Source organism: Streptomyces sp. NPDC020898 (genome assembly GCF_044333925.1).
Classification (GTDB): domain Bacteria; phylum Actinomycetota; class Actinomycetes; order Streptomycetales; family Streptomycetaceae; genus Streptomyces.
The window spans coordinates 1,148,364-1,175,078 of the sequence record NZ_JBIRRV010000001.1 but is presented as its reverse complement, the minus strand read 5'-3'; the positions used below and the strand labels follow the sequence as shown (position 1 = coordinate 1,175,078).

General features: G+C 67.7%; 14 protein-coding genes and 1 pseudogene. 8 read left to right on the top strand and 7 right to left on the bottom strand.

All coding sequences use genetic code 11. The features are described 5' to 3' along the window. Positions 1 to 174: 174 nt before the first annotated feature. A complete protein-coding gene (locus tag ACH4TV_RS05140) occupies positions 175 to 1,788 on the bottom strand; it encodes a recombinase family protein (RefSeq protein ID WP_398394321.1) in 1,614 nt (537 codons plus the stop codon). A 110-nt stretch (positions 1,789 to 1,898) separates the two neighbouring features. Continuing rightward, on the bottom strand, positions 1,899 to 2,720 hold the full coding sequence (locus tag ACH4TV_RS05135) for a collagen-like protein (RefSeq protein WP_398394319.1): 822 nt from the start codon (positions 2,718 to 2,720) through the stop codon (positions 1,899 to 1,901). 238 nt (positions 2,721 to 2,958) lie between these two features. Here ACH4TV_RS05135 and ACH4TV_RS05130 point away from each other — a divergent pair, with 238 nt between their 5' ends. The 8 genes from ACH4TV_RS05130 (at position 2,959) to ACH4TV_RS05095 (ending at position 22,789) form a co-directional block, all read left to right on the top strand. Beyond that, positions 2,959 to 3,615 (top strand): glycosyltransferase, encoded by a 657-nt coding sequence (locus ACH4TV_RS05130; RefSeq protein WP_398394317.1) that lies wholly within the window; start codon positions 2,959 to 2,961, stop codon positions 3,613 to 3,615. After that, entirely contained in the window at positions 3,608 to 3,802 is a 195-nt protein-coding gene (locus ACH4TV_RS05125; protein ID WP_398394315.1) for a hypothetical protein, read from the top strand. The genes ACH4TV_RS05130 and ACH4TV_RS05125 overlap by 8 nt, the downstream gene beginning before the upstream one ends. A gap of 129 nt (positions 3,803 to 3,931) precedes the next feature. Further along, positions 3,932 to 5,080 (top strand): hypothetical protein, encoded by a 1,149-nt coding sequence (locus tag ACH4TV_RS05120; protein ID WP_398395369.1) that lies wholly within the window; start codon positions 3,932 to 3,934, stop codon positions 5,078 to 5,080. A 48-nt stretch (positions 5,081 to 5,128) separates the two neighbouring features. Further along, positions 5,129 to 5,941, top strand: a complete 813-nt coding sequence (locus tag ACH4TV_RS05115) for a TIGR03936 family radical SAM-associated protein (RefSeq protein ID WP_398394313.1) — start codon at positions 5,129 to 5,131, stop codon at positions 5,939 to 5,941. A gap of 263 nt (positions 5,942 to 6,204) precedes the next feature. After that, the gene (locus tag ACH4TV_RS05110; protein WP_398394311.1) at positions 6,205 to 10,014 is read left to right on the top strand and encodes a ribonuclease E/G; all 3,810 of its coding nucleotides are present in this window, start codon (positions 6,205 to 6,207) and stop codon (positions 10,012 to 10,014) included. Positions 10,015 to 10,521: 507 nt separating this feature from the next. After that, a complete protein-coding gene (locus ACH4TV_RS05105) occupies positions 10,522 to 11,856 on the top strand; it encodes a VCBS repeat-containing protein (protein WP_398394309.1) in 1,335 nt (444 codons plus the stop codon). A 294-nt stretch (positions 11,857 to 12,150) separates the two neighbouring features. Beyond that, positions 12,151 to 15,771, top strand: coding sequence for a LamG domain-containing protein (locus tag ACH4TV_RS05100; protein ID WP_398394307.1), 3,621 nt, complete (start codon positions 12,151 to 12,153; stop codon positions 15,769 to 15,771). Between the two features lie 133 nt (positions 15,772 to 15,904). After that, complete coding sequence (locus ACH4TV_RS05095; protein WP_398394305.1) at positions 15,905 to 22,789, top strand: polymorphic toxin-type HINT domain-containing protein; 6,885 nt, start codon at positions 15,905 to 15,907, stop codon at positions 22,787 to 22,789. A gap of 599 nt (positions 22,790 to 23,388) precedes the next feature. On the opposite strand, the gene ACH4TV_RS05090 is transcribed toward ACH4TV_RS05095, so the two are convergent. The 5 genes and pseudogenes from ACH4TV_RS05090 to ACH4TV_RS05070 form a co-directional block, all read right to left on the bottom strand. Then, the gene (locus tag ACH4TV_RS05090) at positions 23,389 to 23,691 is read right to left on the bottom strand and encodes a hypothetical protein (protein ID WP_398394303.1); all 303 of its coding nucleotides are present in this window, start codon (positions 23,689 to 23,691) and stop codon (positions 23,389 to 23,391) included. Continuing rightward, positions 23,679 to 24,332, bottom strand: a complete 654-nt coding sequence (locus ACH4TV_RS05085; protein ID WP_398395367.1) for a transposase — start codon at positions 24,330 to 24,332, stop codon at positions 23,679 to 23,681. Before ACH4TV_RS05085 ends, ACH4TV_RS05090 begins: the two co-directional genes overlap by 13 nt. Further along, a pseudogene (locus ACH4TV_RS05080) lies at positions 24,329 to 24,817 on the bottom strand (winged helix-turn-helix domain-containing protein). Before ACH4TV_RS05080 ends, ACH4TV_RS05085 begins: the two are co-directional and overlap by 4 nt. A 379-nt stretch (positions 24,818 to 25,196) precedes the next feature. Then, a protein-coding gene (locus ACH4TV_RS05075) for an IS5 family transposase (RefSeq protein WP_398394301.1) occupies positions 25,197 to 26,005 on the bottom strand; the annotation gives its coding sequence in 2 pieces (ribosomal slippage) (positions 25,197 to 25,657 and positions 25,657 to 26,005; 810 coding nt in all). A 39-nt stretch (positions 26,006 to 26,044) separates the two neighbouring features. Then, positions 26,045 to 26,407 carry an ATP-binding protein gene (locus ACH4TV_RS05070; RefSeq protein ID WP_398395365.1) on the bottom strand — a complete coding sequence of 121 codons (363 nt, stop codon included), beginning with the start codon at positions 26,405 to 26,407 and terminating at the stop codon, positions 26,045 to 26,047. Positions 26,408 to 26,715 lie beyond the last annotated feature (308 nt).

Here is a 26,715-nt window from a genome sequence, read left to right as displayed (position 1 = left end):
GTCCCGGTCTGGCGACGATGGGACTTCGCGCCTGATCGAGAGTGAAATCGTGATCGTAGGTGAGGACGGTACGGAAGAGCCGTTCGATCCGGTGTTGTGGTCCGAGTGAGACAAGAGGCCGCCTCCCCTTACATCCCGGGGAGGCGGCCATGGTCGTGTGGTGGCTGGGCCGTGTCAGAAGACCTTCGCGAAGTCGTCTTCCTTGAGTATCAGCCGGTCTCGTACGTCCTTGGGGATCATGAGCTTCATGTGGATGTGCGGAGCGCGGACGCCCTTCACCTTGGTTCGTGTGATCTTGCACTTCACACCGACCCGAAGCAGGTCCGCAGACATGGCCTCCATGCCGCCCTCCTGCCAGCGATCCCGGAAGGTCTTGTCGTTGTGGACCTTCACCCAGCGGTCCTTGGTCGTTTCGGGGTCGATCGACTCCAGGTCGGCGATCAGCTTGTCCAAGGTTTTCTCTGCCTGCTCCTTGGTGAACCGCGTCTTCGCGTACCGGCCTCCGGGCTCCAACTCGCGCATGTAGTAAGCGATGGAGCCTTCCAGACGCTCGGTTTCCTTGCGAGCCTCGGCCCCTTTGGCGTACTCCCGTGTCTGCACCGGCTCCTCTCCGAGGACGGAGAGGACATCGGCGACAAGCCGTTCGTAGACGGCCATGGGGTGGGGTGTGCCCCGCCCGCCGCTCTTGCACTTCTGGCAACGGAGGTACTCGTACACCCCGAAGTTGTTCCTGGTCACCTGGACGATCATGTTGCTGTCGCAGTCGGCGCAGACGAGTACACCGAGGAACCTGGTGGCTCCGCCCTGCTGCCGGGGCGGCTGGTTCTTCATGCGCTTGTCGAGTGCTGCACCGAGACTGTCGAACTCGTCCTCGGTGAAGACGCCTTCGGCGACTCTGATCGGCTTGCCGTCATTGCCGAGGACCAACTTCGACCGACGCTGCCCGCCGTTCTTCAACTCCTCGACGCGGTAGCCCAGGAGCGCGGGATTCCTGAGCCTGCGCAGCAGAGTCGACACGGTGAGGCTGGGGTCGCACAGCCCGGATCGAACGAGGACCATGACCATGCGGCGGGCGGACACTCCACGGATCGCCATCCTGCGCGCCCAGTGCAAAGCGCGGTATGCGATGGGGTCGTGAACGAGAATGACTTTCCCGTTCTCGTCCACGGCCGTCATGTAGCCGTAGGCCGGTTTGCCGATCAGCCAGTCTTCCTGGGTCTTTGCGTAGTCCCAGAGGCTTGCCACACGGGTGCTGGTGTTCGCGGCCTCGATCTCCGCGATGCCACCGACGATGGTGACCATGATCTTCCCGGCAGTGGTGGTCAGATCGATGCTGTCGTTCTTGGAGATCAGGTTCTTCTCGTACTTCAGGGACCAGTCGATCATGGTGGCCAAGTCCGAGAGCCGACGGACGAACCGGTCGAGCTTCCAGAACATGAGGACGTCGAACTCGGGCGCGCGGTTGTTGAGCCAGTCGCCGAGCTGCTTGCGCTTCCAGGGGGGAACCTTCGTCGCGCTGACGTTCAGGTCGCTGGCGACGCCGACAACTCGGCACCCCTTCTCCCTTGCCAGCCTGCGGAGATCGAGTTCCTGGCGTACCGGTGAGGTGGTGTCGTCTGTCAGGACGGAGAGCCGGACGGATAGGAGCGCTCTGGGGGCGTCGTCAGGCAGTAACGCCTCAGACCTCTTCAGCTCGTCAAGTAAAGCCAGGTCGGCGGCGGTCCACTCTGCCTCGACGTCGTACGCCTTCTGCTCGGCTGCGCTCCGCTTGCGTGAGTATCTGCCCATGTCAGGTAGCGGGCACAGTCACTGAGTGGTGTGGCGCAAGGGGTGCCCGGTGGGTCGTCGACCCGTCGGGCACCCCTTTGCCTGTGGGTGCGCTGGCCGTCAGGCGCCCGTTAGGGGACTACGGTTCCGGCGTTGACGGCGTTGGGGGCCGGGCGCCTGTTCATCTCGACCCAGTCGTTGCCGGTCAGGGTGCCGCAATCCAGGGTCGCCGGATCGTCTTGGTTGTTGTCGAAGTCGCAGGTGATCTCGTAGACCCGGCCCGTGGTGGTGATGAGGTCGAACTGGATACCCCCTGACGCCTCGTGCTCGCCGACGGAGGCGCCGCAGGGGGTGCCCGCCGCGCCGCCCGCCGGGTAGCCCTCGTGGGTGCTGAGGTCGGTCCACAGCATGGGGTTGAGGGTGCTGCCCGTGAGGTCACGGATCCCCGCGTAGAAGCGTCCGTCGGCCGACAGCGCGGCGCGGTACTCGACGTTGCCCTGGGGGTGGAAGGCGTCGATGTCGGAGCAGGGGCCCGGTGCGCCCGGCGCGCCGGTGTCGCCCTTGGGGCCGGTGGCGCCCATGGCTCCGGGGGGACCCGTCGGGCCGGTGTCGCCGGGCTCGCCCTGGGAACCGGTGGCCCCCGTGGCGCCGGTGTTGCCCTTGGGGCCGGTCGGGCCGGTCGGGCCGGTCGGGCCCTTGCACTTGTCCTTGCCGTTCTGGGTGGCCGAGTCGGCGCGGTGCTTCGACCCCTGGTTCTTGCACTTGTCCTTGTCGCCGCCGCTGTAGCGGCTCGTCCCGGCGGTGGGGTCGCTCACCCCGCGCGCCGCTGCCGCGGCCGGTCCGGCCACGCTCGCGGCCAGGATCAGCGCGAGCGAGGTCGCCATTCCGGCCCTCTTGAACCTGTCCCGCGCCAGCGGCCCGAGAAGCGAACGCGTCCTGTACTCAGGACTCATCGATGTGCTCCTTGCCTCGACCGGTTCGGGTGATGTCCCGAATCCGAGTGCGAGCTATACCCGAGCGCGATGCATGGAGCGGTGATATGAGCAGATAGGTGAGAATTTATCAACGTATAGGACTAATCAGTGCGTTCGGATGGGTTACTCACGATCGGCGCCTTCCGCGTGTACGAGCAGAGGCACATCCGGCTCATGTCGCATTGGCGCCGTGAAACGGCAGACCCTTTGCCTCTGCATGATCGTCAAGAACGAATCGCGTGTGATCGAACGGTGCCTGAGCTCCGTACGACACCTCATCGACCACTGGGTCATCTGTGACACCGGCTCCACGGACGGCACGCAGGACCTGATCCGCCGGACGCTCGACGGCATCCCGGGTGAACTCCACGAGGAACCGTGGGTCGACTTCGGGCACAACCGGACGGGCAACATCCAGCGCGCCCTGGGCAAGGCCGACTACCTCCTCACCCTCGACGCCGACCACGTCATGCGCCAGGACGCCCCGCTGCCCCGCCTCACGGCGACCTCCTACATGCTGCGGTACGACACTCCGGGCACCCAGCACCGCTTCAAGCACCTCATGTGGGGCGACCGGCTGTGGCGCTACGAAGGCGTCACCCACGAGTACCCGTGCACGGACGAGACGGACGGGCCCGACGTCCAGGAGAACCTGGACGTGCTGGTCATCGAGGACCACGCCGACGGCGGCTGCCGCAGCGACAAGTTCGAGCGCGACGCGCGGCTGGCCGGAGGAGGTCTACTGCTCGCTGCTGGAGGCCGGCCTCCTCAGGGTCGACGCCCCGGAGCCGGACGACCTGCTCTTCACCAAGTCCTGGGTGTACCAATGGGGTCTGCTCTTCGGGTTCTCCATCACCGCCTACTGGGTGGGTGACTACGCGGCCTCGATCGAGGCGTGCGACACGCTGCTGGCCATGCCGGACCTCCCCGAGCCGATCCGCCGGCAGACCGTGCTCGACCGCGAGTTCGCCGTCGGCCGGCTCGTCGTCGCGGTGCCCGGGCCGTCGGCCGGCCGTCGCGGGCGGGAGCGGAGCACGGTGACGAGCGTGAATGAGGCGTAGCGACGGGGGACGGTTTCGCGCAGGTCGGCTGAGTTCGTGAAAGTCGCAGGTTTACGCGTGATGTCCCTCGTCCTGATCACTTTCCGGATACGCCGCATCCGGACAGGGGGTTGGCGCGTCTACGTCGGTATGGATCTGGAGAAACCGGCCACCGAGGCACCGCAGCCCGAGCGGCAGCGCGAACGGCAGCCCGAGGGGTGTCTCGTCGTGGCGATTCGCATCCCCGTGCGGATCGTCGTGCTCGTGCTGGTCGTGCCGGTGCGGATGGTGTGGGACGCGCTGGTCGCCGGCGGACGCCTCCTTACGGACGCGGTACTGCGGCCCCTCGGCCGGGCACTGGCGTGGGTCGCGCGGGCTGTCCTCGTCTGGCCGTTCGTCGGACTGTGGCGGTACGTCGTCGTGCCCCTGGGCAAGGCGCTCGGGTGGCTCGGGAACGTGCTCGTCGTCGTCCCCCTGGTGTGGCTCTTCCGGTATGTGCTGACGCCCCTCGGCCAGGGGATCGCCTGGGTGTTCCGGGGGATCGGCGCAGGGCTCGGATGGCTCTACGCGCGCGTGCTCACCCCGGTGGGTCACGGGCTGTTGTGGGTGCTCAGGGGGCTGGGGGCGGGGATCGCGGCCATGGGGAGCGGTGTGTACGCCGTCGCCGCGTGGCTCGCGCGGTACCTGTTCGTCGTACCCGCACTGTGGTTGTACGAGTGGATCCTCGCGCCGGTCGGGCGGGGGATCGCCTGGTGTGCCCGGGGAGTCGTGTGGCTCGTGGGCATGGTGATCACCGGGATCGGGTTCGTTCTCTACTGGGTGCTGCGCCTGCTCCTCGTCCTGCCCGCGATCGGGCTGTGGCGCTGGGTGCTGACGCCCGTCGGACGCGTCCTCGCCGTCATCGGGCGGGAGGTCGGGGCCGCGCTCGGGCATGCCTGGCGCATCGCCGGGCACATCTCGCTCGCCGTCGGACGGTTCCTCGGGACCCTCCTTCGGTGGATCTTCGTGGAGCCTGTGCGCTGGGTGTACCGGACCGTGCTGACACCCGTGGGGCATGTCGTACGGGACGCCGTTCTGCGGCCCGCCGCCGAGGCCGCGCGCAGCGTGGGCCGGGTCACCCGGCAGGTGCTGACCGCCGCCCGCGACTCGGCGCGACAGGCACGGGCCGACTTCCGCCGGATGCTCTTCGGGGAGTCGGAGGAGGAGCGTCCGAAGGCGGTCCCGGTGCCCCGGCGGGAACCAGGAGGCGCCGACGGACGTACTCTTGGTAGCAGTACGACCGCACTCACGAAGGACTGAACGACACTGGGCAAGCGACAGCCCGAAGGCCCGCCGCCCGCACCTGCGGTGCAGCGCATCCGACTGCGCTACACCAAGCGCGGCCGCCTCCGGTTCACCAGCCACCGTGACTTCCAGCGCGCCTTCGAGCGTGCGTTGCGCCGTGCCGAGGTGCCGATGGCCTACTCGGCGGGGTTCACGCCGCATCCGAAGGTGTCGTACGCCAATGCCGCAGCCACCGGCACGGGCAGTGAGGCGGAGTACCTGGAGATCGCGCTCACCGAAGCGCGCGATCCCGACAAGCTGCGTGAGCTGCTCGACGAGTCGCTGCCCACCGGGCTCGACATCGTCGACGCGGTCGAGGCCCGGACCTCCGGGCTCGCCGACCGGCTCACGGCTTCCGTATGGGAGCTGCGACTGGAAGGCGTGGCGCCCGAGGACGCGCGCCGCGCCGTCGACGCCTTCAACGCCGCCGAGACCGTCGAGGTCCAGCGCCTCGCCAAGAACGGCATGAGAACCTTCGATGCCCGTGGCGCGGTGGCGGGCCTTGAGGCACTCGAAGCGGGCGTTGAGACCAGTCTCACGACAGCTAATGAGACGTACAGTCCACAGGCTGATAGGCCGACAGACCAGCCCTGTGCGATACTGCGGCTGGTTGTTCGGCACGTGACGCCTGCCGTTCGACCCGACGACGTTCTGTCCGGTCTTCGCGCCGTGGCCGACCTGGCGCCGCCGGTCCCCGCAGGGGTGACCAGGCTGGCGCAGGGGCTGTTCGATGAAGAGACCGGCACGGTGACCGACCCGCTCGCGCCCGACCGCGAGGCAGTGGTGGCCCTCTCCAAGGCCACTTCGACTGCCGCCGCGTCGCAGGCGTCGGCGTAAGGAAGGTCCCGCGAAGGGACGCACGTCGTAGCGCCGCCCTCGTACTCGGGAGCCACCTGGGTCGGGCAGCGCACCCACCACAAGACTTTCGCCAGGCCGTACGCAACATGGCGTGCGGAACCGGCGAGACAGGACACAGAGAGCTCCCGTGCGGCGCCCGCGCCCCGGACGGCGGCACCGCGCAACGCGCGAGCCGCGGACGTCACCGGCATCCAAGCCGGACCAGGTGCGGCGCCCGGGAGCCTGACGGGAGAACCGCCCGCATGCTCGAACCGACCGAACCCACTTCGGGACCCACCGAGGGTTCCGCACCCGACAGTCCCAGCGACACCCTGCCGCCGCGCCGTCGGCGCCGCGCCGCGTCCCGCCCCGCGGGACCGCCTGTCGCCGGGGCCGAGGCTGCCGCCGTGGCCGAGACCACAGCGCCGGCCATACCGGCCGAGAAGGCCGAAGAGACCGATCAGGACGTCGAGACAGCGGTGGCCGCCGAGGCACCCGCTCCTCGTACGCGTCGTCGGGCCACCCGGCGCGCGTCCGCGCCCGCCGGTGCACCGGCCAAGACGGCCGAGTCAGTCGAGACAGTCGACGAACCGGCCGTGACCGCGGTATCCGCCCCGAACGCCGAGGAGAGCGGCGAGACGAGCGGCCAGGAGAGCGGAACCGTCGAGGAAGCCGCGCCCGCTCCGCGTGCCCGTCGTCGGGCCACGCGCCGGGTCTCCGCGCCCACCGCCGAGGCCGAGGCCGTGGCGGCCCAGGCGACTCCCGCCGAAGAGGCGCCCGCAGCTGCTGCTGAGGTCGTGGAGGCCGTCGTCGAAGCCAAGCCCGAGCCCGAGCCCGAAGCTGCCGAGGACTCCTCGCCGCGTCGTGGGCGTCGGCGGGTCGCCCGTAAGGCCGCCGCCGGGTTCTCCGCCCCCGCGCCCGCCGTCGGGAACGGCGAGACCGAGGGTGGGCGGCGTCCCGCGCGCCCCGCGGTCGCCGTGTTCCAGGCACCCGTCTTCACCGAGCCGATGTTCCAGACGCCCGAGCGGGCCGCTGCCGCGGCTGCCGCCGAGGCGGTCGAGGACGTCGAGGAGATCGAAGTCGAGGAAGAGGCCGTCGAGGCCGCTCCCGTCGCGGAGACCGTCGTCGAGGAGCCCGCGCCGAGGCGCAGGCGTCGTCGCCGGGGTGGCGACGAGGAGCCCGTGGCCGCAGCGCCCGCCGTGGTCGAGGAACCGGAGGAGACCGAGGCCGTCGACGAGGCCTACGAGTCCGCCGAGGACCGCGCCGACGGTGACGACGACAACGAGGACGAGGGCCCCGGTTCGCGTCGGCGCCGCCGCCGTGGGGGCCGTCGCAGGCGCCGTGGTGAGTCCGCCGACTCCGACCTCGAGTCCGGTGACGACGACTACGCCGGCGAGCAGCAGCAGGGCGCGCGGTCCATCGCGGACGCCGCGGACACCGCCGACCAGGCGGACGAGGACGCCGAGGAGGACGAGCGCGACGAGCCGGGCGGTTCCGGTTCCGCCAGCAGCCGTCGCCGGCGCCGTCGTCGGCGCCGTGCCGGTGACTCGTCCGGCGAGACCGAGACGGCGACCGCTGACAGCGACCCCGAGCGCACGGTCGTCAAGGTCCGCGAGCCCCGCGCCAAGAGGGAAGAGCACCCGAGCGACGAGGTGCAGTCCATCAAGGGCTCGACGCGCCTCGAAGCCAAGAAGCAGCGCCGCCGGGAAGGCCGCGAGCAGGGACGCCGACGCGTTCCGATCATCACCGAGGCCGAGTTCCTGGCCCGCCGTGAGGCCGTCGAGCGCGTGATGGTCGTACGCCAGTACGGCGACCGCACGCAGATCGGTGTCCTTGAGGACAACGTGCTCGTCGAGCACTACGTCAACAAGGAGCAGTCGACCTCGTACGTCGGCAACGTCTATCTCGGCAAGGTGCAGAACGTGCTGCCGAGCATGGAGGCCGCGTTCATCGACATCGGCAAGGGGCGCAACGCCGTCCTCTACGCCGGTGAGGTCAACTTCGAGGCGCTGGGGATGGCCAACGGGCCGCGGCGCATCGAGAGCGCGCTGAAGTCCGGGCAGTCGGTGCTCGTGCAGGTCACGAAGGACCCGATCGGCCACAAGGGCGCGCGGCTCACCAGCCAGGTCTCCCTTCCGGGCCGCTACCTGGTCTACGTCCCCGAGGGGTCGATGACCGGTATCAGCCGCAAGCTGCCCGACACCGAGCGGGCCCGGCTGAAGACCATCCTCAAGAAGATCGTCCCCGAGGACGCGGGCGTCATCGTGCGCACCGCCGCCGAGGGCGCGAGCGAGGACGAGCTGCGCCGTGACGTCGAGCGGCTCCAGGGGCAGTGGGAGGAGATCCAGAAGAAGTCGAAGAACGGCGGCAGCTCGAACGCGCCGACTCTGCTGTACGGCGAGCCGGACATGACCGTCCGCGTCGTGCGCGACATCTTCAACGAGGACTTCACCAAGGTCATCGTCAGCGGTGACGAGGCCTGGCAGACCATCCACGGGTACGTGTCCCATGTGGCCCCGGACCTGACCGACCGGCTGTCGCGGTGGACCTCCGAGGTCGACGTCTTCGCGACGTACCGCATCGACGAGCAGCTCGCCAAGGCGCTCGACCGCAAGGTGTGGCTGCCCAGCGGCGGCTCGCTGGTGATCGACAAGACCGAGGCGATGATCGTCGTCGACGTCAACACCGGCAAGTTCACCGGTCAGGGCGGCAACCTCGAAGAGACCGTGACCAGGAACAACCTGGAGGCGGCCGAGGAGATCGTGCGCCAGCTGCGGCTGCGCGACCTGGGCGGCATCGTCGTCATCGACTTCATCGACATGGTCCTGGAGTCCAACCGGGACCTGGTGCTGCGGCGCCTGCTGGAGTGCCTGGGCCGGGACCGTACGAAGCACCAGGTGGCCGAGGTCACCTCGCTGGGGCTGGTCCAGATGACCCGTAAGCGGGTCGGACAGGGCCTCCTGGAGTCCTTCTCCGAGACCTGCGTCCACTGCAACGGCCGCGGTGTCATCGTGCACATGGAGCAGCCGAGTGCCGGTGGCGGCGGCAAGCGCAAGAAGCGCGGCCGTGGCGGTGCCGAGCAGGAGCACCCGCTCGACCACACGCACGAGCACGACGTGATCGAGGACGAGGACGAGGCCGAGGAGACCGTGGCCGAGACCGTGGCCGAGGTCGAGGCCGAGGTCGCGGCGCCCGTGGCACTGTCCGAGACGGTCTTCGAGCCCGACGAGGAGCTGTACAACAGCGCCGCCGAGGCGGAGGCCGCGGCCGGCCGCGGTGGCCGTTCGCGACGGCGCGCGAGCCGACGGGCTTCGGCTCCGGCGGGTGCGCCGAGGTCGGAGGGGCGCGGGACGCAGGGGCGTGGCTCCGACGCTCGTACGGCTGATGCCCTTACGTCCGAGTCCGTTGCCGCCGAGGCGGTGGTGGAGCCCGTCGAGGCTCCGGTCGTGGTGCCGGAGCCCGTGGCTCTGGCTGAGCCGGTGGCTGTCGAGGACCCGGTGGTCGAGGCGCCCGTCGCGGTGCAGGGCGACGCGGCTCCCAAGGGGCGTACGCGTCGCAGGGCGACTCGCCAGGTGTCGGCTCCGGCCGGTTCACCGAAGGCGGCCGACGAGGCGGTGGCCGAGACCGTGGTGCCGGTCGTCGCCGAGGCGGTTGTGGAGCCCGTGGCGGCTCCGGCTCCGGTCGAGGCGCCCGTGGAGGCCGTGGCGACCGAGAGTGCCGCTCCGGCCCGGCCGCGGCGGCGTGCGGTGCGCAAGGCCACCGCGCCCACCTCGTCCGCGGAGGCGGCCGTCATGGTCGTCCCGGCGGTCACTGAGGCTGTCACCGAGCCCGACGTGGCGGTGACCGAGGCCGAGGACGCGGCTCCCGCCAAGAAGACGGCGCGCAAGACCGCCGTCAAGAAGGCGACCACGGCCAAGAAGGCCCCCGCCAAGAAGACGGCGGCGGTCAAGAAGACGGCCGCGAAGAAGACCACGACGGCTGCCAAGAAGGCCACGACGAAGAAGACGGCGTCGAAGAAGACGGCTGCGGCGCAGCAGGCGGCGCCCTCCGTCTCGGGCGCGACGGAGGACTGAACCCGGTTCCTCCTGTCGTAGCTCCTGAGAGCGCTGCGAACGAAGAGGCGCGGGACCCCGGATCCGAACTGGATCCGGGGTCCCGCGTTTTTTTGCTGTGTCTCCGGTTATGTGCTGCTTTCCTCTTGCCCGGTGATCGCTTCGTGTGCTGCCAGAGGCCAACTGATGCCGTGTTCGATGTATGGGGTTCCTGTGATTTTTGTCGTCCTCCGAGGGGGGAATGGTGTTGCGTGTACGCGTTATGTGTAGGAGTGGTCCCTTGACCTTCTTTAAATCGTCTTTAAATACGGGGTGTTTGTGTCAAGGGTGGGGAAAGCGTGGTGGCGCAGTGCTGTCGCTGTTTCCGTAGGGCTGTTGCTGGCCGGAGGGGTGGGGGCCGGAGCAACGCCGGCCGTAGCTGCTGTTGCGTGTCCTTCTGCGACTGAGTCGGATTTCAACGGCGATGGTGTCAGGGACACGGTGATCGCTGATCCGGAGGCGACCGTCGACGGTATGCAGAGGGCGGGTGTGGTGCATGTCGTCTACGGCGACGGCAAGGGGACCCTCGTCCTTTCGCAGGCTCTCGAAGCCGTTCCGGGAGTGCCCGAGGCGGATGACCAGTACGGCTTTTCGCTGGCCGTCTATGACGCCGACCTCGACGGTTGCAGCGACCTGGTGGTAGGCGACCCCTACGAGGACATCGGTGCCGTGCCCGACTCCGGCGTCGTGCACGTGATCTACGGCTCCGTGAGCGGGTTGAACGCCGGTGGCACGGCCGCCAAGGAGTTCTACCAGGGCTCCGGAGCGCGGCTGGGCGGTGGCCCTGAGACCGACGACTGGGTCGGCTACGCAGTCGCGGCCGGTAAGACGTCGAGCGGCACGCCGTTTCTGCTGATCGGCGTGCCAGGCGAGTCCATCGCCGATGTCGAGGATGCGGGCGGCTTCCACTACCTCAGTGGCACCGCCATGACGACGGCCTTCGTCCATCAGGACACCGACGTCGCCGGCGCAGTCGCCGGCACGGCGGAGCGGGACGACCGCTTCGGCTCTTCGCTCGCCGCGACCCCCACCCACTTCGGGGTCGGTACCCCTGGCGAGGCGCTCGGCACCGTGCCCTTCGCCGGAGGCGTTGGCTTCTTCAGCCACGCGCTCACCTCTGGCTCGCCCAAGCCGCTCGGTGGAATCGGCCAGGATCAGGACGCGGTGAGTGGGGACGAGCAGGTTGGTGACCAGTTCGGTGCCGCCGTTGCGATGGTCCCCTACAGGGCCTCGGGTGCCACCTCCACTGCCGAGTCGCTGCTCGTGGTCGGTACCCCGGGGCAGGATCTGAAGACGACTGTCGATGCGGGCTCCGTCCAGGTCTTCAAGCTCGCGGTGAACGGCACCTTCACCGAGACCGCTGCAATCGACCAGAACCTGGACGGCGTGGACGGCGAGGCAGAAGCCGGTGACTTCTTCGGCAAGCAGCTCGCTGCTGTCAACTCCTCCCCGAACGCCACCTCCACGGCAACGACCACGAGGCTCGCGATCGGAGTGCCTGGCGAGGAGTCGTCCGAGGAGCACCCGGAGAAGGGTGGGGTTCTGATCGTTCCGTTGGTCGGCGCGCCAGGCGCCTCCGACCGGTGGATCGACCCCGGCTACGGCATTGGGTCCCTCCCCGCGCCGCGCATGCTGGCCGGCCTTTCCCTGGCAGCCTCTCCCTCGCTTCTGTATGTCGGCTCGCCCTATGGCCCGGCCGAGGCGCGGGCGGTCTACGGCTTTCCGTGGAACGTGGCCAGCGGCGGAGCTCCCACTCAGGTGATCAAGCCCGGTGAGGGCGGCATCCCAGAGACCGGTGTCGCTTTCGGCGCCACCGTCCGCTGAGCGGCTGCCGTACTCGCTGGGCCCGTTTTTCCCGAGTACCGCGACGACTTGCAAGGGCGTACGGGGTGGAACGCGGCCTCGGGCGTCGAGCCCTGCCTACCTGGCAGCCCTGTGACGGCAGTAGTCCCGCGAGCAGGACATGCATCCGTGTGACGGTCCGATGACCGCCCGTCAACTGCGTGGTGCAGCTCGCTGCACGGGACGTTCCAGCGACCCGATCCTGAATCAGACTTGAAGCAACGGGAGAGTGGACGAGTGTCCGCAGACAGACAGAGACCGATACGGCGTAGCGTTTTGCTGCGTGCCGCCGTGGCGGCCGCCGTCACCGGGGCGGTGGTGGCGGGCGGCTTGGCGGTCCTTCCGGAGAGCGGCAGCACCTCGGATCAGTTGCCGGTCGCCACCGACCAACCGATGCAGACCGAGCAGCAGGCACTGGCCGTCGCAAAGGACAGTGGCAAACAGACCGAGGTCGTGGGGCTCCGCACCGAGCGCAGAGAGATCTTCGCGGAGCCCGACGGAACCTTCACGGCACGCGAGTACACCGAGCCGGTACGCACGGTGCAGCGCGGCAAGTGGGTCGATGTAGACGCGACGCTGGTGCAGCGTACCGACGGTAGTTGGGGGCCCAAGGCCGCCACGGTTGACCTGGTCTTCTCCGCCGGGCAGGCGGGCAAGCCCTTCGTGACGATGCAACGGGCGGGCCGCGAGTTCGCCCTGACCTGGCCGTACGGCACGCTGCCTGCGCCGCGGATCGAGGGTGACACCGCCACCTATGCCGATGCTCTGCCCGGCGTCGACCTGGCCGTCCGGGCCGAGGTCGACGGCTTCGGTCATCTGCTCGTTGTCAAGACGCCCGAGGCGGCGGCCGACCCGAAACTGGCCCGGCTCGATCTGGGTATGACGACCGACGGCCTGAAGGTCGCGGAGGCCGCCTCCGGAGCCATCGTGGCGGAGGATGCGGAGGTGGGTGGCACCGTCTTCGAGGCAGGCAAGCCCACGATGTGGGACTCGGCCGCAGTGGAGGAGACCGCCGCGAAGAACGAGGGCCCGAAGGCTGTCGCGAAGGCGCTGAAGTCCGCAGCGGCCGGCGCGGACGAGACGGTCGCTGGCACTGCTGTGATCGCCGGGCCAAAGGCCGACCAGGCGCCCGAGGCCGCCCTGGAGGGCCCGGGCGGTGGTGGTCGAGTCGCACCGCTGGGCGTCGAGGTGAGCAAGGACAAGCTGAGCCTCGTACCCGATCAGGAACTTCTCAAGGGGGAGGACACCGTCTTCCCTGTCGTCATCGACCCCATCCCGCGCACCACTTCGCGGACGTCCTGGACCGGCGTCATGTCGGGGATGCCCACTGAGCAGGACTGGAAGTACTCGGGCAGCGCGGGCGTGGGCAAGTGCCCGACCGACTACAACCCGGTCTCCTGCAACGGCGTCGGTACCCGTCGCGTGATGTTCACGATGCCGCTCTCCTTCTATAAGGGGAAGCAGATCCTGGGCGCGACGTTCTCGGCCAGGGTGGAGCACATCTACAGCGCCACCCCAACCGCCGAGCCCATCCGGCTCTACCGGATCGGCGGCCAGAACTATTCGCTCAACTCGTCCAGCAACTGGTCGAACACTTCGGACGACTGGGACGACCACATCGGGACCGTCGACAAGGCGATCTCCCCGACCTCCTGCTCCAGCCAGTCCAACCTGCACTTCGAGAGCACCACAAAGGCCAACCCCGAGCTGACCAGCGAGGTCCAGGCGGCCGCCACAGGTGGCTGGAACTCCATGACGCTGGGCCTGCGGGCGACCGACGAATCCCGCTTCCCCGAGTGGAAGCGGATCTGCGGAAACGCAGTCCTGTCGGTCAACTACAACACCCTGCCGCGACAGATCAAGACGTCCGACATGTCCACGGACCCTGGTGGCGTCTGCAAGTGGGGTGCGAGCCGTCCGACCACCGACGTGCCGCCGAAGCTCCAGGCCATCGCGAGCGACCCGGACCACGGCAACGGCCGGACGGACCCGGTGAAGGTCGAGTTCAAGGTGGAGTGGGGCGGAACCACGCCCGGCTCGTACACCTACCTCACCCCCGGCTGGAGCTCTCCGACAAGCGGCAGCACGTTCGTGCACACCGTCAAGCCGGTGATCCCGCAGAACACACCCATCTACTGGAGCGCGCGGGCCTACGACGGTGACGGCTACGGCCCCTGGAGCTCGGACGGCGATACCCCGCAGCGCTGCGAGTTCACCTACGACAAGACCTGGCCCGGGGCACCGCTCGTGCTGTCCAAGCAGTACCCGTCCGACACCGTCTACCACGACGGTATGGGCACTTACGGCACCTTCACCTTCTCACCGAACCCGAACGACGCCATCCCGGACAACGACGTCGTCAAGTACCAGTACTCCTTCAACGGCGCGGCGGTGACCACCCTCACCCCGGCCTCGCCGGGCGGTTCGGTCTCCGTCCGGTGGCTGCCGACCCGTTCCGGGCGACACGTGCTGGAAGTGGTCGCCATCGACAAGGCGGCGCACGCCAGCACCACGCCGTACCGCTTCCTGGTGAGCGAGGGCAGGCCGGTCGTCGCCCAGTGGAACCTGGCCGACCAGGTCGGCGGCACCGAGGCCCACGACGAGAGCGGCGAATTCACGGCGACCGCCGGGACGGCCGTCGCCTTCGGTGCGGACGGCCCTGGCGGCAAGGTTGACAAGGCTGCCCGCTTCGACGGCGGCGCCGAGTCCTACCTCGACACCGGCGAGACCGTCCTCGACACCGCCAGGAGCTTCAGCGTCAGCGCCTGGGTGCGGCCCACCGCCCTGGACAAGGACATGGCGGTCGTCAGCCAGGACGGCACCGGCGAGCCCGGCTTCACCCTCGGCTACGACGCCACCGCGAAGACCTGGAAGTTCTCCGTCCCGGTCAACGACGTGGACTCGCTCGGCGAGTGGAAGGCCATCTCCACCGGCGTCTCCGTGCCCAAGGACCAGTGGGTCCTGCTGACCGGCGTGTACGACGCGCAGAACAGTGGCGGCCCGCAGCTCCAGCTCTACGTCAACAAGGACCTGAAGGGTTCGGCCACCCGGCGCTCCACGTGGAAGTCGTACGGCCCGCTGCAGATCGGCCGCTCGACGGCCAAGAGCGGTTACCGCGACAACTTCGTCGGTGACCTCGCCGAAATCCGCGTTTTCGACCGTCTTCTGCCGGCGGCCCAGGTCGCCGAGCTGATGACCGTCAAGCCGGCGCGCAAGGGTTACTGGCAGCTGGACCAGGCCACCAACGGCTCGGTGACCGAGACCGGCGGCGGCCAGCCGCTGACCCTCGCGGGCAACGCGTCCATCTACCGCCCGGCCGACCCGCTGTTCGACACCGCCGCCCTGGTCGGCGACGGCAATCTCGTTCTGGACGGCAACGGTGACTACGCGTCCACCGCCACCGCCCCGGTCACCGGCAACAGCAGCTTCACCGTGACCGCCCGCGCCCAGCTCACCTCGCTGGACCCGGAGAAGTCACAGACGGTGCTGTCCCTGCCGGGCGCCAACGCCAACCGCGTGCAGGTCCGTTACCAGGCCGCCACCGGCAAGTGGGAGCTGGCCGTGGCGAAGACCGTTGTGGCCGCCCCCTCGGTGGTCACCTTCACCGACGACCAGGAACTGCCCGACACCGGCGGCTCCGGCCAGCACCTGGCGGTCGTCTACGACGCCTTCGCCAATTCGATCCGCCTGTACGTCGAGGGCCAGCTCGTTGCGGGCGCCTACGGCACGGACAACACCCTGTGGTCCGCCACCGGCGGTCTCCAGGTGGGCCGTTCGCTGCGCGGGGCGAGTGAGTATTTCGCCGGCGCCATCGACGAAGTGCGTGTGTACAGCGGGGCGGCCGACCCGATCGCGGTACAGCAGATGCGCGAACTGACGGCAGTGCCCGACATGTGATGAACCGTGACTTCCGGGTGTGCCGGGTCCGGCAGGGCCTGGCACACCCTTCCCGCCCATGCCTTTTCTTAACTTTCTCCTTCGACCAGGGAGTTGACCGATGTTCTTCCGTGGCCGCTCATTGAGCCGCCGCATGCCCAGATCGACGGTCGTCGCGACAGTGCTCGGGCTTTCGCTCGCGCTGTCCGCGTCGTCGGTCCAGGCATTGGCGCTCGACGACGACGCCCAGGGCCGCATCAGCCGCCCAGGTGTCCAGGACGACGGCGACCCCGCCCGGGGGTACGCCGCCAAGACCAAACCACGTCCCTCCGACCCGGCGCGCGAGGCCGCGGTCAAGGGGCTCGACAAGGCGGTGTGGCCCCGACAGGGCGGCGCGGAAGTGAAACTGGGGGCCGGCGCCGAGGCGGGTGGCCTGCCGGTCAAGGTGCTTGAGGCCGGGAGCGGGGATACTACCGGGCCCTCGGGCAGAGCCAAGAGCGCCAAGGCGCCAGGCAAGATACGCGTCGACGTCCTCGACCCTCAGCGCGCCGCGAAGCTCGGTGCCAGTGTCCTTCTCGGCGTCGCCCGTGCAGACGGGGCTGATCAGGCGGCCAAGGTCCGTCTGACCGTGGACTATTCGGAGTTCGCCGAGGGGTTCGGCGGCTCCTACGCCTCGCGCCTCCAACTGGTCCAGCTTCCCGCCTGCGCCACCGTCGCCACCCCTGGCAGCAAGGCCTGCCCGGAGCGGCCCAAGGTGCTGCCCACGGTGAACGACGTGGAGGCAGGTACCGTCTCCGCCGACGTGACCGCCGCCCCGGCCCCGGCCGACGGCGTCTCCACCATGGCGGCCGACGCGACCTCCCTCGTGGCCCTGGCAGCGGGACCGTCCGGCGCGCAGGGCACGTACAAGGCGACAGCCCTGTCACCGTCGGCCAGTTGGAGCGTGGCGACCTCCTCCGGCGGGTTCAACTGGAACTACCCGCTGCGCACCGTCCCGACCCCGGGAGGTCTGGTCCCCACCGTGGGCCTCGGCTACTCCTCCCAGTCGGCGGACGGCCGCACCTCGGTCACCAACAACCAGGGCTCCTGGGTCGGCGAGGGTTTCTCCTACGATCCCGGTTACATCGAGCGTCGCTACAAGCCGTGCGCGGACGACGGCCACGCGAGTTCTGGCGAGCAGTGCTGGGCGTTCGACAACGCCACGGTCATGCTCAACGGCTCGTCCGGTGAGCTTGTCAAGGACAGCACCACCGGTAAGTGGCACATGGCCTCCGACGACGGCACCAAGGTCGAGCAGCTGACCGGTGCCACGAACGGTGACAACGGCGGCGCGGACGACAAGGGCGAGCACTGGAGGATCACCACCCCGGAGGGCACCGAGTACTACTTCGGCCTGAACCACCTGCCGGGCTGGGCCACCGGGAACGAGGAGACCAACTCCGTCTGGACGGCTCCGGTCTTCGGCGACGACTCCGGCGAGCCCTGCTACAACGCCACTTTCACCAGCGCCCACTGTCAGCAGGCATGGCGCTGGAGCCTCGACTACGTCAAGGACACACACGGCAACGTGATGTCCTATTTCTATGGCCGTGACACCAATTACTACGCGCTCAATGGCAAGACGGATGTCAACGGCACCGCCTATCACCGCGGCGGTTACCTGAAGCGCATCGACTACGGTCAGCAGGACACCAAGGTCTACGCGGCCAAGGCCCCCGCCCGGGTCGTCTTCAACACCGCCGAACGCTGCCTGCCCACCGCCGACTTCGACTGCGCGGAGAGCAAGCGCACCACGGCGAACGCCTCCCGCTGGCCGGACGTCCCGGTGGATCAGGAGTGCAAGGCCAGCACCAAGTGCACTTCTCCGGTCCAGACCTTCTGGACGACCAAGTTGCTGAGGTCGGTCGTCACGCAGATGCGCAAGGACGCCACGACCTACCAGGATGTGGACGCCTGGACGCTCACGCACCTGTTCACCGACAACGGTGACGACTCCAAGACCCAGTGGCTGTCGAAGATCGAGCACGAGGGCCGCGTCGGCACCGCCGCGAAGCTGCCCACCGTCGACCTTTTCGGTACAACGCTCGCCAACCGCGTCGACGCGATCGGCGACAACATCGCACCCTTCCACCGCTTCCGACTCGCGGCGGTCCTCAGTGAGACCGGCGCCCAACTGGACGTCAACTACGCGCCCGCCGACTGCACCAAGTCCGCGCTGCCCAAGCCGGGCGAGTCGACCAAGCGCTGCTACCCGGTCGTGTGGGCTCCGCCGGGCTCTGTGGACCCGATCACGGACTGGTTCCACAAGTACGTCGTCTCGGAGATCAAGGAGACCGACCGCACCGGCGGCAGCGATGCGATGGTCACCCGCTACTCCTACCAGGGTGCCGCCGCCTGGCGTAAAGCGAAGCCGGACGGCATCACCGACGCCAAGTACCTGACCTGGGGCGGCTGGCAGGGCTACGGCAAGGTAAAGGTCACCAGCGGTACCGCCGACAAACAGACCACCCGGGTCGACTACACGTTCCTGCAGGGCATGAACGGGGACAAGGACTCAGCCGGCAACACCCGCTCGGTGACGGTCGAGGACTCCACGGGGGCCTCGTACTCCGACGACGAGGAGTTCACCGGCCACGAGCTGGAGGTCGCCACCTACGACGGCGACAAGACGGTCGCCAAGACGATCAGTACTCCCTGGAAGCACTACACCGCCGGTCAGGTCCGGACCTGGGGTACCACCCGCGCGGTGATCGTGCGCACCCAGACCGGCCGTGGTTTCAGTCTGAAGTCCGACGGCACCTGGCGAGAGACGAAGTCCACGACGACGCACGACACCGCCAACGGCACCGGCCGGGTGCTGACCGTCGACGACCAGGGTGACGTCTCCGCCACCAAGGACGACAGCTGCACTCGCACCACGTACGCGGACAACACGGGCAAGAACATCCTCTCGCTGCCCGCGCGCAGCGAGTCGGTATCCGTGAGGTGCTCCGTCACCCCCGACCGCAAGACGCAGGTCCTGGCGGACGAACGCACCTCCTACGACAGCGGCGCGTTCGGTGCGGCCCCCACGAAGGGTGACGCGACCAGAACCGAGCGGTTGACCGCCCATACCGGCACCGCGGCGACATACCAGGTCACCGGTACCACGACCTATGACTCCTTCGGCCGTCCGCTGTCCCAGAAGGACGCCAAGCAGAACGAGACGAAGTCCGTCTACACCGAGACCAACGGCCTGCTGACCAAGACGGCGCTCACGAACGCGGCTGGTCACGTCACGACCACCGACTACGCCCCTGCCTGGGGCATGTCGTCGGGCCAGACCGACCCGAACGGCCAGCGCACGAGCCTCGCCTACGACGCCCTGGGGCGGCTGACGTCGGTATGGCTGGCGGACCGCGAGTCGATCCAGACGCCGAGCATCAAGTACTCGTACAACGTCCGTAAGGACAAGGTCACTTCGATCAAGACGGAGAAGGTCGAGGTCGACGGCTCCTATGGCGCCGAGTACCAGCTCTACGACAGCATGCTTCGTCCCCGGCAGATCCAGACCGAGGGTCCGGACGGCACTCACATGGCCGCCGACACCTGGTACGACGGCACGGGCAGCGTCAGGAAGACCAACTCCACCTACAACGCGGCCGACCCTGCTTCGGGCGAGCTGCTGCTCGTGTACAACGGCGAGGTCGGCGCACAGAGCCTGCTGGAGTACGACGGCCTGGGCCGCACCACCGCGCAGATCTTCGCGTTCGGTGGCGCCGAGCAGTGGCGCACCAAGACCAGCTACGACGGCGACCTGACCCACGTCGACCCGCCGGTCGGCGGCGTACCCACGACGACGATTACAGACGGTCAGGGCAACGTCTCCGAGATCCGCCACTACCGGGGCGCCTCACCGAACGCGGGCGTGCCGTACGAGTCGACGAAGTACACCTACAACACGCTCGGCAAGCTGGAGACGGTCACCGACGCCAAGGCCAATGTATGGCGGTACGAGTACGACCAACTGGGCCGCAAGAAGACGAGCATTGACCCCGACGCGGGCACCTCGCGCACCGAGTACGACGAGCTGGACCGGCCCGTCGCCGCGTGGGACGGGCGGAACAAGAAGACCTCCACGGTCTACGACAGCCTCAGCCGCACGGTGTCGACCTGGCAGGGAGACCCAGACACCGGTATCAAGCTGAGCGAGACCAGGTACGACAAGGCGGGCTCGCTGGGCCAGGCCCACGGCTTCCTGAACTACGTCTCCCCGACGGAGTATTTCGCCACCGCCGTCCAGTCGATAGACGAGTTCTACCGTCCGCTGAAGACCGCTTACCAGGTCCCCGCCTCCCAGGGAGCGCTGGCAGGCACGTACACCTTCACCACCTCGTACAACCGGGACGGCACGGTCGCGAGCGCGGGCCTGCCCGCCATCGCGGATCTTCCTGCGGAGGCGGTGACGTACACGTACGACGCACTTCAGCGTCCGATGACGATGACGGGCACCACCCCGTATGTCACCAACACCGAGTACTCGAAGAACAGTCTGGTGAAAACCCTTGGACTGTCCACGGGTAGCGGAAAGAAGGTTCAGCAGACCTTTGAGTATGAGAGGGGCACCGACCGGCTGACCCGCTCGACGGTCGACGTCGTAGGCACTGGCACCCTGGCCAAGGATTCGAACTACTCCTACGACCAGGCGGGCAACGTCCTGTCCATATCGGACACGACGAACCCGGCGTCGCCGGATGTTCAGTGTTTTGCCTATGACAGCAGGCAGCGGCTGTCGGATGCGTGGACCCCGGCGGCCACTGCGGCGACAGCGGCCGGCAGCGGCACCAGAGGCTCCACCACTCCGGTGGACGGCACCGGGCCCGCGGCATGTGACTCCGCGGCCGGTTCGAGTGCGCTCGGTGGCCCGGCCCCGTATTGGAAGTCGTACGAGACCGACGCCATCGGCAACCGCCTCACCGAGGTCAACCACGACACCGGACTGAACGCGGCGAAGAACATCACCCGCAGCTACGAGTACGGCGGCGCGGGCGCCTTGGGCGACGGACCGCACCAGGTCACCAAGGTCACCGAGAGAACCTCGACCGGGGACAAGCAGTCGACGTACGAGTACGACGACGCGGGCAACACCACCAAGCGGACCATCGGCGGCAACGCCCAGTCCCTCCTTTGGAACGACTCAGGAAAGCCCAGCGAGGTCACCGAGGCGAACGGCTCGAAGACCAGCTACCTGTACGACGCGAGCGGCTCACGCCTTCTGCGCAAGGACTCAACCGGTACGACCGTCTATCTGCCGGGCACCGAGCTGAAGCTATCGGCGGACGGCACCAAGAAGGAGGCGACCCGCTACTACGAGTACGCCGGTCAGACTGTCGCGGTCCGCACTGCGGCGAAGTTCTCCTTCCTGGCCGCCGACCACCACGGCACGGGCGAGCTGGCGATCGACTCGGCCACGGGGGCGATTTCCCAGCGGCGCTTCGATCCCTACGGCGTCGAGCGCGGCGAGAAGACCGGCACCTGGCCGGGGGAGAAGGGCTTCGTCGGTGGCACGATCGACGCCTCGACCGGCCTGACCCATCTCGGGGCGCGGGAGTACGACCCGACGATCGGCAAGTTCATCTCGGTGGACCCGATCATCGACTACACCAGACCGAGCCAGATCAACGGCTATGCCTACGCCGACAACACGCCGGTCACGCTGTCCGACCCGTCCGGCCTCGAGAGCTGCTTCCCGTACTCCTTCTGCTCGGGCACTTCGGGCACTTACCCGAAGGAGACCGGCAACGCGGAGGTCGACAACGCGCAGTCCGATGTCGACCAGGCATCCTCGAACGTGGCGTCGGCACAGGCGCAGCAGTCCCTCGCCAAGCAGCGCATCAAGTCGGCGGGCAAAGCACTTGTCAAGATCGTCCGGGACATCCTGGGTGTGGATGCGGCTCTGGACTGTATCTCCAGTGGCGATGTGGGCGCCTGTGGCGAGACTCTCCTCAACATCGCCGGCAGCTTCGCGGGCGGCCTTGCAGGCAAGATCCTTGCCAAGTACGGGGCTCCTTGGAACTGGGCGAAGGGAACCAAGCTCGCCAAGCGGGTGATCGGGCTGGTCGGGGATCTCATCGGCGGTGCCAAGAGCCTTTACAGCGCGAACAAGGCGATAGGCAAGGCAAAGGCCGGGCTGGCCAAGGCCGCCGACAAATTGGCCGACGCGCGCAAGAAGGCGGCGGCGGCACTCAAGAAGAGCAAGAAGTCCGAGCCCGAGTGTCACAGCTTCCTGCCTGGCACCAAGGTTCTACTGGCTGACGGCAGCACGAAGCCGATCGAGAAGGTGAAGCTCGGCGACAAGGTCACTGTCACCGACCCGAAGACGGGCAAGACGACAGTCCGCGAGGTCGCGGGCACCATCGTCACCGAGGACGACAAGTCCTTCGTCGACCTGACGGTCAAGGGCGGGTCCGGCAAGCCCGAAGCCCTGATCGCCACGACGACCCATCCCTTCTGGGTGGACTCCGAGAAGGCGTGGGTTGAGGCCGGCGACCTGAAGCCGGGCATGCGACTGCACACCGCGTCCGGCGACTCGGTCACCATCACTGCCATCCGTTCCTTCGACCAGCGGCAGCGCACACATGATCTGACTGTCGAGGACGTCCACACGTATTATGTGGTGGCGGGCTCCACTCCGGTCCTCGTCCACAATTGCGGCGATCAGCATGTTGTGTTGGGACTCGAAGCGCATGCGGAGGCATTCGCGAAGAATGCTGACGCTGATCACTTCATGCAGGACAAGGATTGGCGTGGCAGCGTCTGGACTGCAGCTAACTTGCTGAAGTTTGACAAGCCCGGCGTTCGAGTCTCCTTCGTCCTGGACGATATGCATGGCGCGGAGGATGGCGTTGCCGCAGTGATAGGGCAGTCAATGTCCCGCATGTCTCGCCAGATTGGCGGAGCCACCGACCTCGAAGTCGCCTTCTTCCACGACGCGAAGACTCTGGGGAAGGTGGACTTCTATATCGGTGGGAAACTACAGCCGAATCCATTCATCGATTGAGGGGAAGACATTTGACCAGCGATAGCCTCCCCTGGCGGTTTGATCAACCGTTCAAGGTGTGGTCGTACCAGGTCAGTCACAGCACGCTACTCTTGCGTAGTGTTCAGTCAGCGCTCGGATCTGCTCGGATCGATGTGATGTTCCGCTCGGTCAGGGCAGTGAGATTGGGAATCAATTACCCTGATCTGACTTTGGATCTCCTCTCGCGAGAGTCGGTCAACCTGAGTCAGGATTTTGGAGTTGACTCGTCCGCACCCATCTTCTCTCTCGCATCGTCGGACGGGAGTTCAGGTCTCGTCGCTGCCCGAGGGATTTACTTCGCTGTAGATGATCTGGATTACGGTCAGTTGAGCTCCATCGATAATTCGGAGCTATGGCCCCATCAGTCCGCAGCAGGGGAATTTATTCCATGAGCGCAAGGTGACTGATTCGGCCTAGCTTCAGCGTCAGTCATTGACGCTCCTGAATAGATGCCTCGCCAGAGTCGATTCTGGCGAGGCACTTCGGGTGTTTAGCGTAAAAATTCAAACTCGCGAGGTTATTGAATTTGAACTCGTGATGTCGGCCCAGGGCCTCGCCGTGCTGTCAGGACGGCTGCTCTACGATCCTGTGCTCGCCAGGCGTGAGGCGACGAGCGCCACGAAGTGCTGGAGAACGGCGAACGGCAGCGTCTGCGTTGCGTCGAAGTAGACCTCTGCCGGCTTCTCCTCCTCGGGCGCGTAGACAAGCACCGTCACGGCTGTCGGCCCTGGAGCAGGTGAAGCAGGCATAGAAGAGGCTCGGCCCGGAACCATGCGGGCCTCGCTGAGCTCGAAATGTGTCATCCGGCCCTCGCCCGCACCCGTCTCGGTGGTGAGGGCGCAGAACAGATCACCGTCGTAGTCCCAGGTCAGCAAAGACATGGTGGTGATGCTGCCATACCTGGCGCCGCCAGCGGTCGGGCATTTGCATCACCGCATCCGTCAGGGCCCGGATCCATGCTCAGACCGGTGCTGGCGAGACAGCCGTCGACTACATCAGGGCGGTACTGGATCTGCTTGAGCCGGCGTTTCACTGCCTGGGTGATCTGGCCGAGGTCAGCTGCCGCGAGGTTGCCGATGTCGCGCTTGACCAGCGACCAGACGCCCTCCTGAGGGTTGAGGTCCGGGGCGTAGGTCGGTAAGTGAAACACGGTGAGCCATGCGGTGTTGGCCTCGAAGAACTCCCGTAGTGGCGCGACCAGGTGCATGCGCAGGTTGTCCCACACCAGGACGATCGGGCCGCCGAGCTGTGTGCGGGCGCGGATGACAAGGTCGCGGCAGTCCTTCCAGCCGAAGCCTTTCGGTTCGTCCTTGCGGCCCCGGTACTCGCGGATCGCGTAGATCAGACGGGACCGCTCGCCGGGCTTGTAGCAGGTCATCCCCGCCATCGACACACGGCCCGAGCCACGTCCGCGCACACGGACGACCGGGGTGCTGCCCTGGCGGCCCCAGGTCCTGGCACGCGGCGGTGTCATCGTCGACTGGCCGGCCTCGTTCTCGAAGACCACCCAGGCGTTGTTCACCGCCGCGGTGCTCTTACCCGCGGCCAGACCTCCCGCCTCCACAGCTCCACCGCATCGTCATCGCGCTCGATCGCGCGCCGGGCGGGCTGCTGCCAGGACCAGTGCCGCCGTAGCAGCCGCCACGTGCCCTCCACGGTGTACGAGACGTGGAACAGGCGGCCGATCAACATCTTCACCCGGGCCAGCGTCCACCGCTGGTCGACCCGTGGGCCAGCGGGCCGCGCTCCAACTCCCGTTCCAGCCTGGCCATCTGCACGTCTGACAATCGAGGCCTGCCGGGTGATCCCTTCGACGCCAACCCGGGTCAGGCCCTCCTTGCGCCACTGGCGCCGTCAGCGTTCCACCGACCGCTCCGAAACTCGCAACGCTGCAGCGACTTCCCGGTTCTTCCCGCCGGCCTCGAAGCCAGTCACGGCCTGGAGCCGGACCCGCTCTCGCGCAACTCTCTCGGCATCGGTCAAGCCGCCGCCCTGCGGATATCTCACCTCACCAGGACTACCGAAGACACCTGTCTGCTGTCCGGCGAACAACCTGACATCACCCGATCAAGCTCAGTAGGAGGAGTCGTCGATGTCGCCCGCAGACACGGGATCCAGACGGGATACCGCCGCTTGAACGGCGGCCGAGTGGCGTCGGGCAGTTGCGGGAGAGGTAGAACAGGAATGGCTCGCTCTGACAGAGACGCTGCGCTCGGTCGTGGCGGAACTGGTCGCGCTGCGGCCCCCCGAGGGCGAGGAACTCGTCCGAGGCTGAGCCGGAGGGCGTCTGTGATGAGCGAGGCGGGGCCCCGTATGGCTGGCAGGTCGTCGCCGAGTCCGTGCCCCTTGGCGTGAAGCGCCGCCGACGGTCGGCTTAGAGGCCATCTCATTTGGCGAGTATGCGGTAGCAGATGAGGGTGCAGGCGATGCTGGTGAAGGCCAGGAAGTGGTCGGCTTTGCGCTCGTAGCGGCGGTGGAGGCGGCGGCATCCAGCGCGCCATGCCATCGTGCGTTCCACGGTCCAGCGGTGGCGGCCCAGGCGTTGTGAGGACTCAACTCCCTTGCGGGAGATGCGGTGGGTAATGCCTCGCCCGCGTAACCATCGTCGCAGGTGGTTGTAGTCGTAGCCCTTGTCGGCGTGGAGCTTGCCAGGCTTGCGCCGCCGTCGGCCACGGCGCGAGCGGATCGGCGGGATGCCCTTCACGGGAGGGATCAGGGCCTGGCTGTCATGCAGGTTGGCCCCGGAGATTCCGACGGAGATGGGCAGACCGGAGCGTTCCGTGATCAGGTGGATCTTCGAGCCGTACTTGCCCCGGTCGACAGGATTCGGACCTGTCAGGTCCCCCTTTTCAGGGCTCGCATGTTCACCGAGTCGATCGCGCACCGCGACCAGTCCAGCTCGCCACGAGCCCCGAGTTCGTAGAGGACCAGGCGGTGGAGCTTGGCCCACACCTTGGCCTTCGACCACTCCGAGAACCGCCGGTGGGCCGTCGCTCCGGACGGGCCGAACGACGCGGAAGGCAAATGCTGCCAGGTGCAGCCCGACGTGGCCACGAACACGATCGCGGCCAGCACCTCCCGGTCACCGTGCCGCCGCCGGCCACCACCTTGCGGCCGCGACGGCGCCTCCGGCACCACCCGCTGGAACAACTCCCACAGCTCGTCCGGCACCAGCCGCTCAACGATCCCCACCATGACCCACAGAATACCGGTGTAGCCAAATGAGATGGTCTCTTAGCGGTATCCCGACTCGACCACGGCCCAGACGGTCAGGCCTCCATCCATGCGTTGCTGCCCCCAACAGGTGGCCAGCGCCTCGGTGATCAGGAGTCCGCGCCCGTGTTCCTGGTCTGATGGCGGGCTGCTCGCTTCGGGCACTCGCCGGTGGTGATTCCGCCGGCCTTGGCCCTCATCGGTCACGCTGATGACGGCTGCTCGGGCCATGCGTGCCAAGGTGACCGTGACCGTCCTGCTGGCGCTGTGTTCCAGGGCGTTCGCTGTCAGTTCGCCTGTGACCGTTTCGAGGTCGTCCACCACGGTTCCGGGCAGTCCCCACGCGCGTGCAGTATCCCTGACGTAGTGCCGAGCGGCGCTCACGGAGGCCAGGTCTCCGCCGGGGAACGAGCGCAGTCCGAGCGTACGAGGGACGGCGGGCCTGTACGTCAGGATGTCGTAGATGGCCTTGATGAGCGGTGGCGTGGCACATGACCCCTCAGGGAGAGCCGACGCCTCCCCGCCGAGGCAAGTCGCACTGAACTTCCCAGCGCTGAGCCACTCCCTATGGCCGAGCCGGGTGCCTCGGTTTTCGGCGATGAGTAGCGCGTCACGAAGGCCGTCGGCCAACTGACCCACAAGCGCTCGGAGTTCACCGATACATACTTCCGGTGCCGCTGCTACCTCCCGCG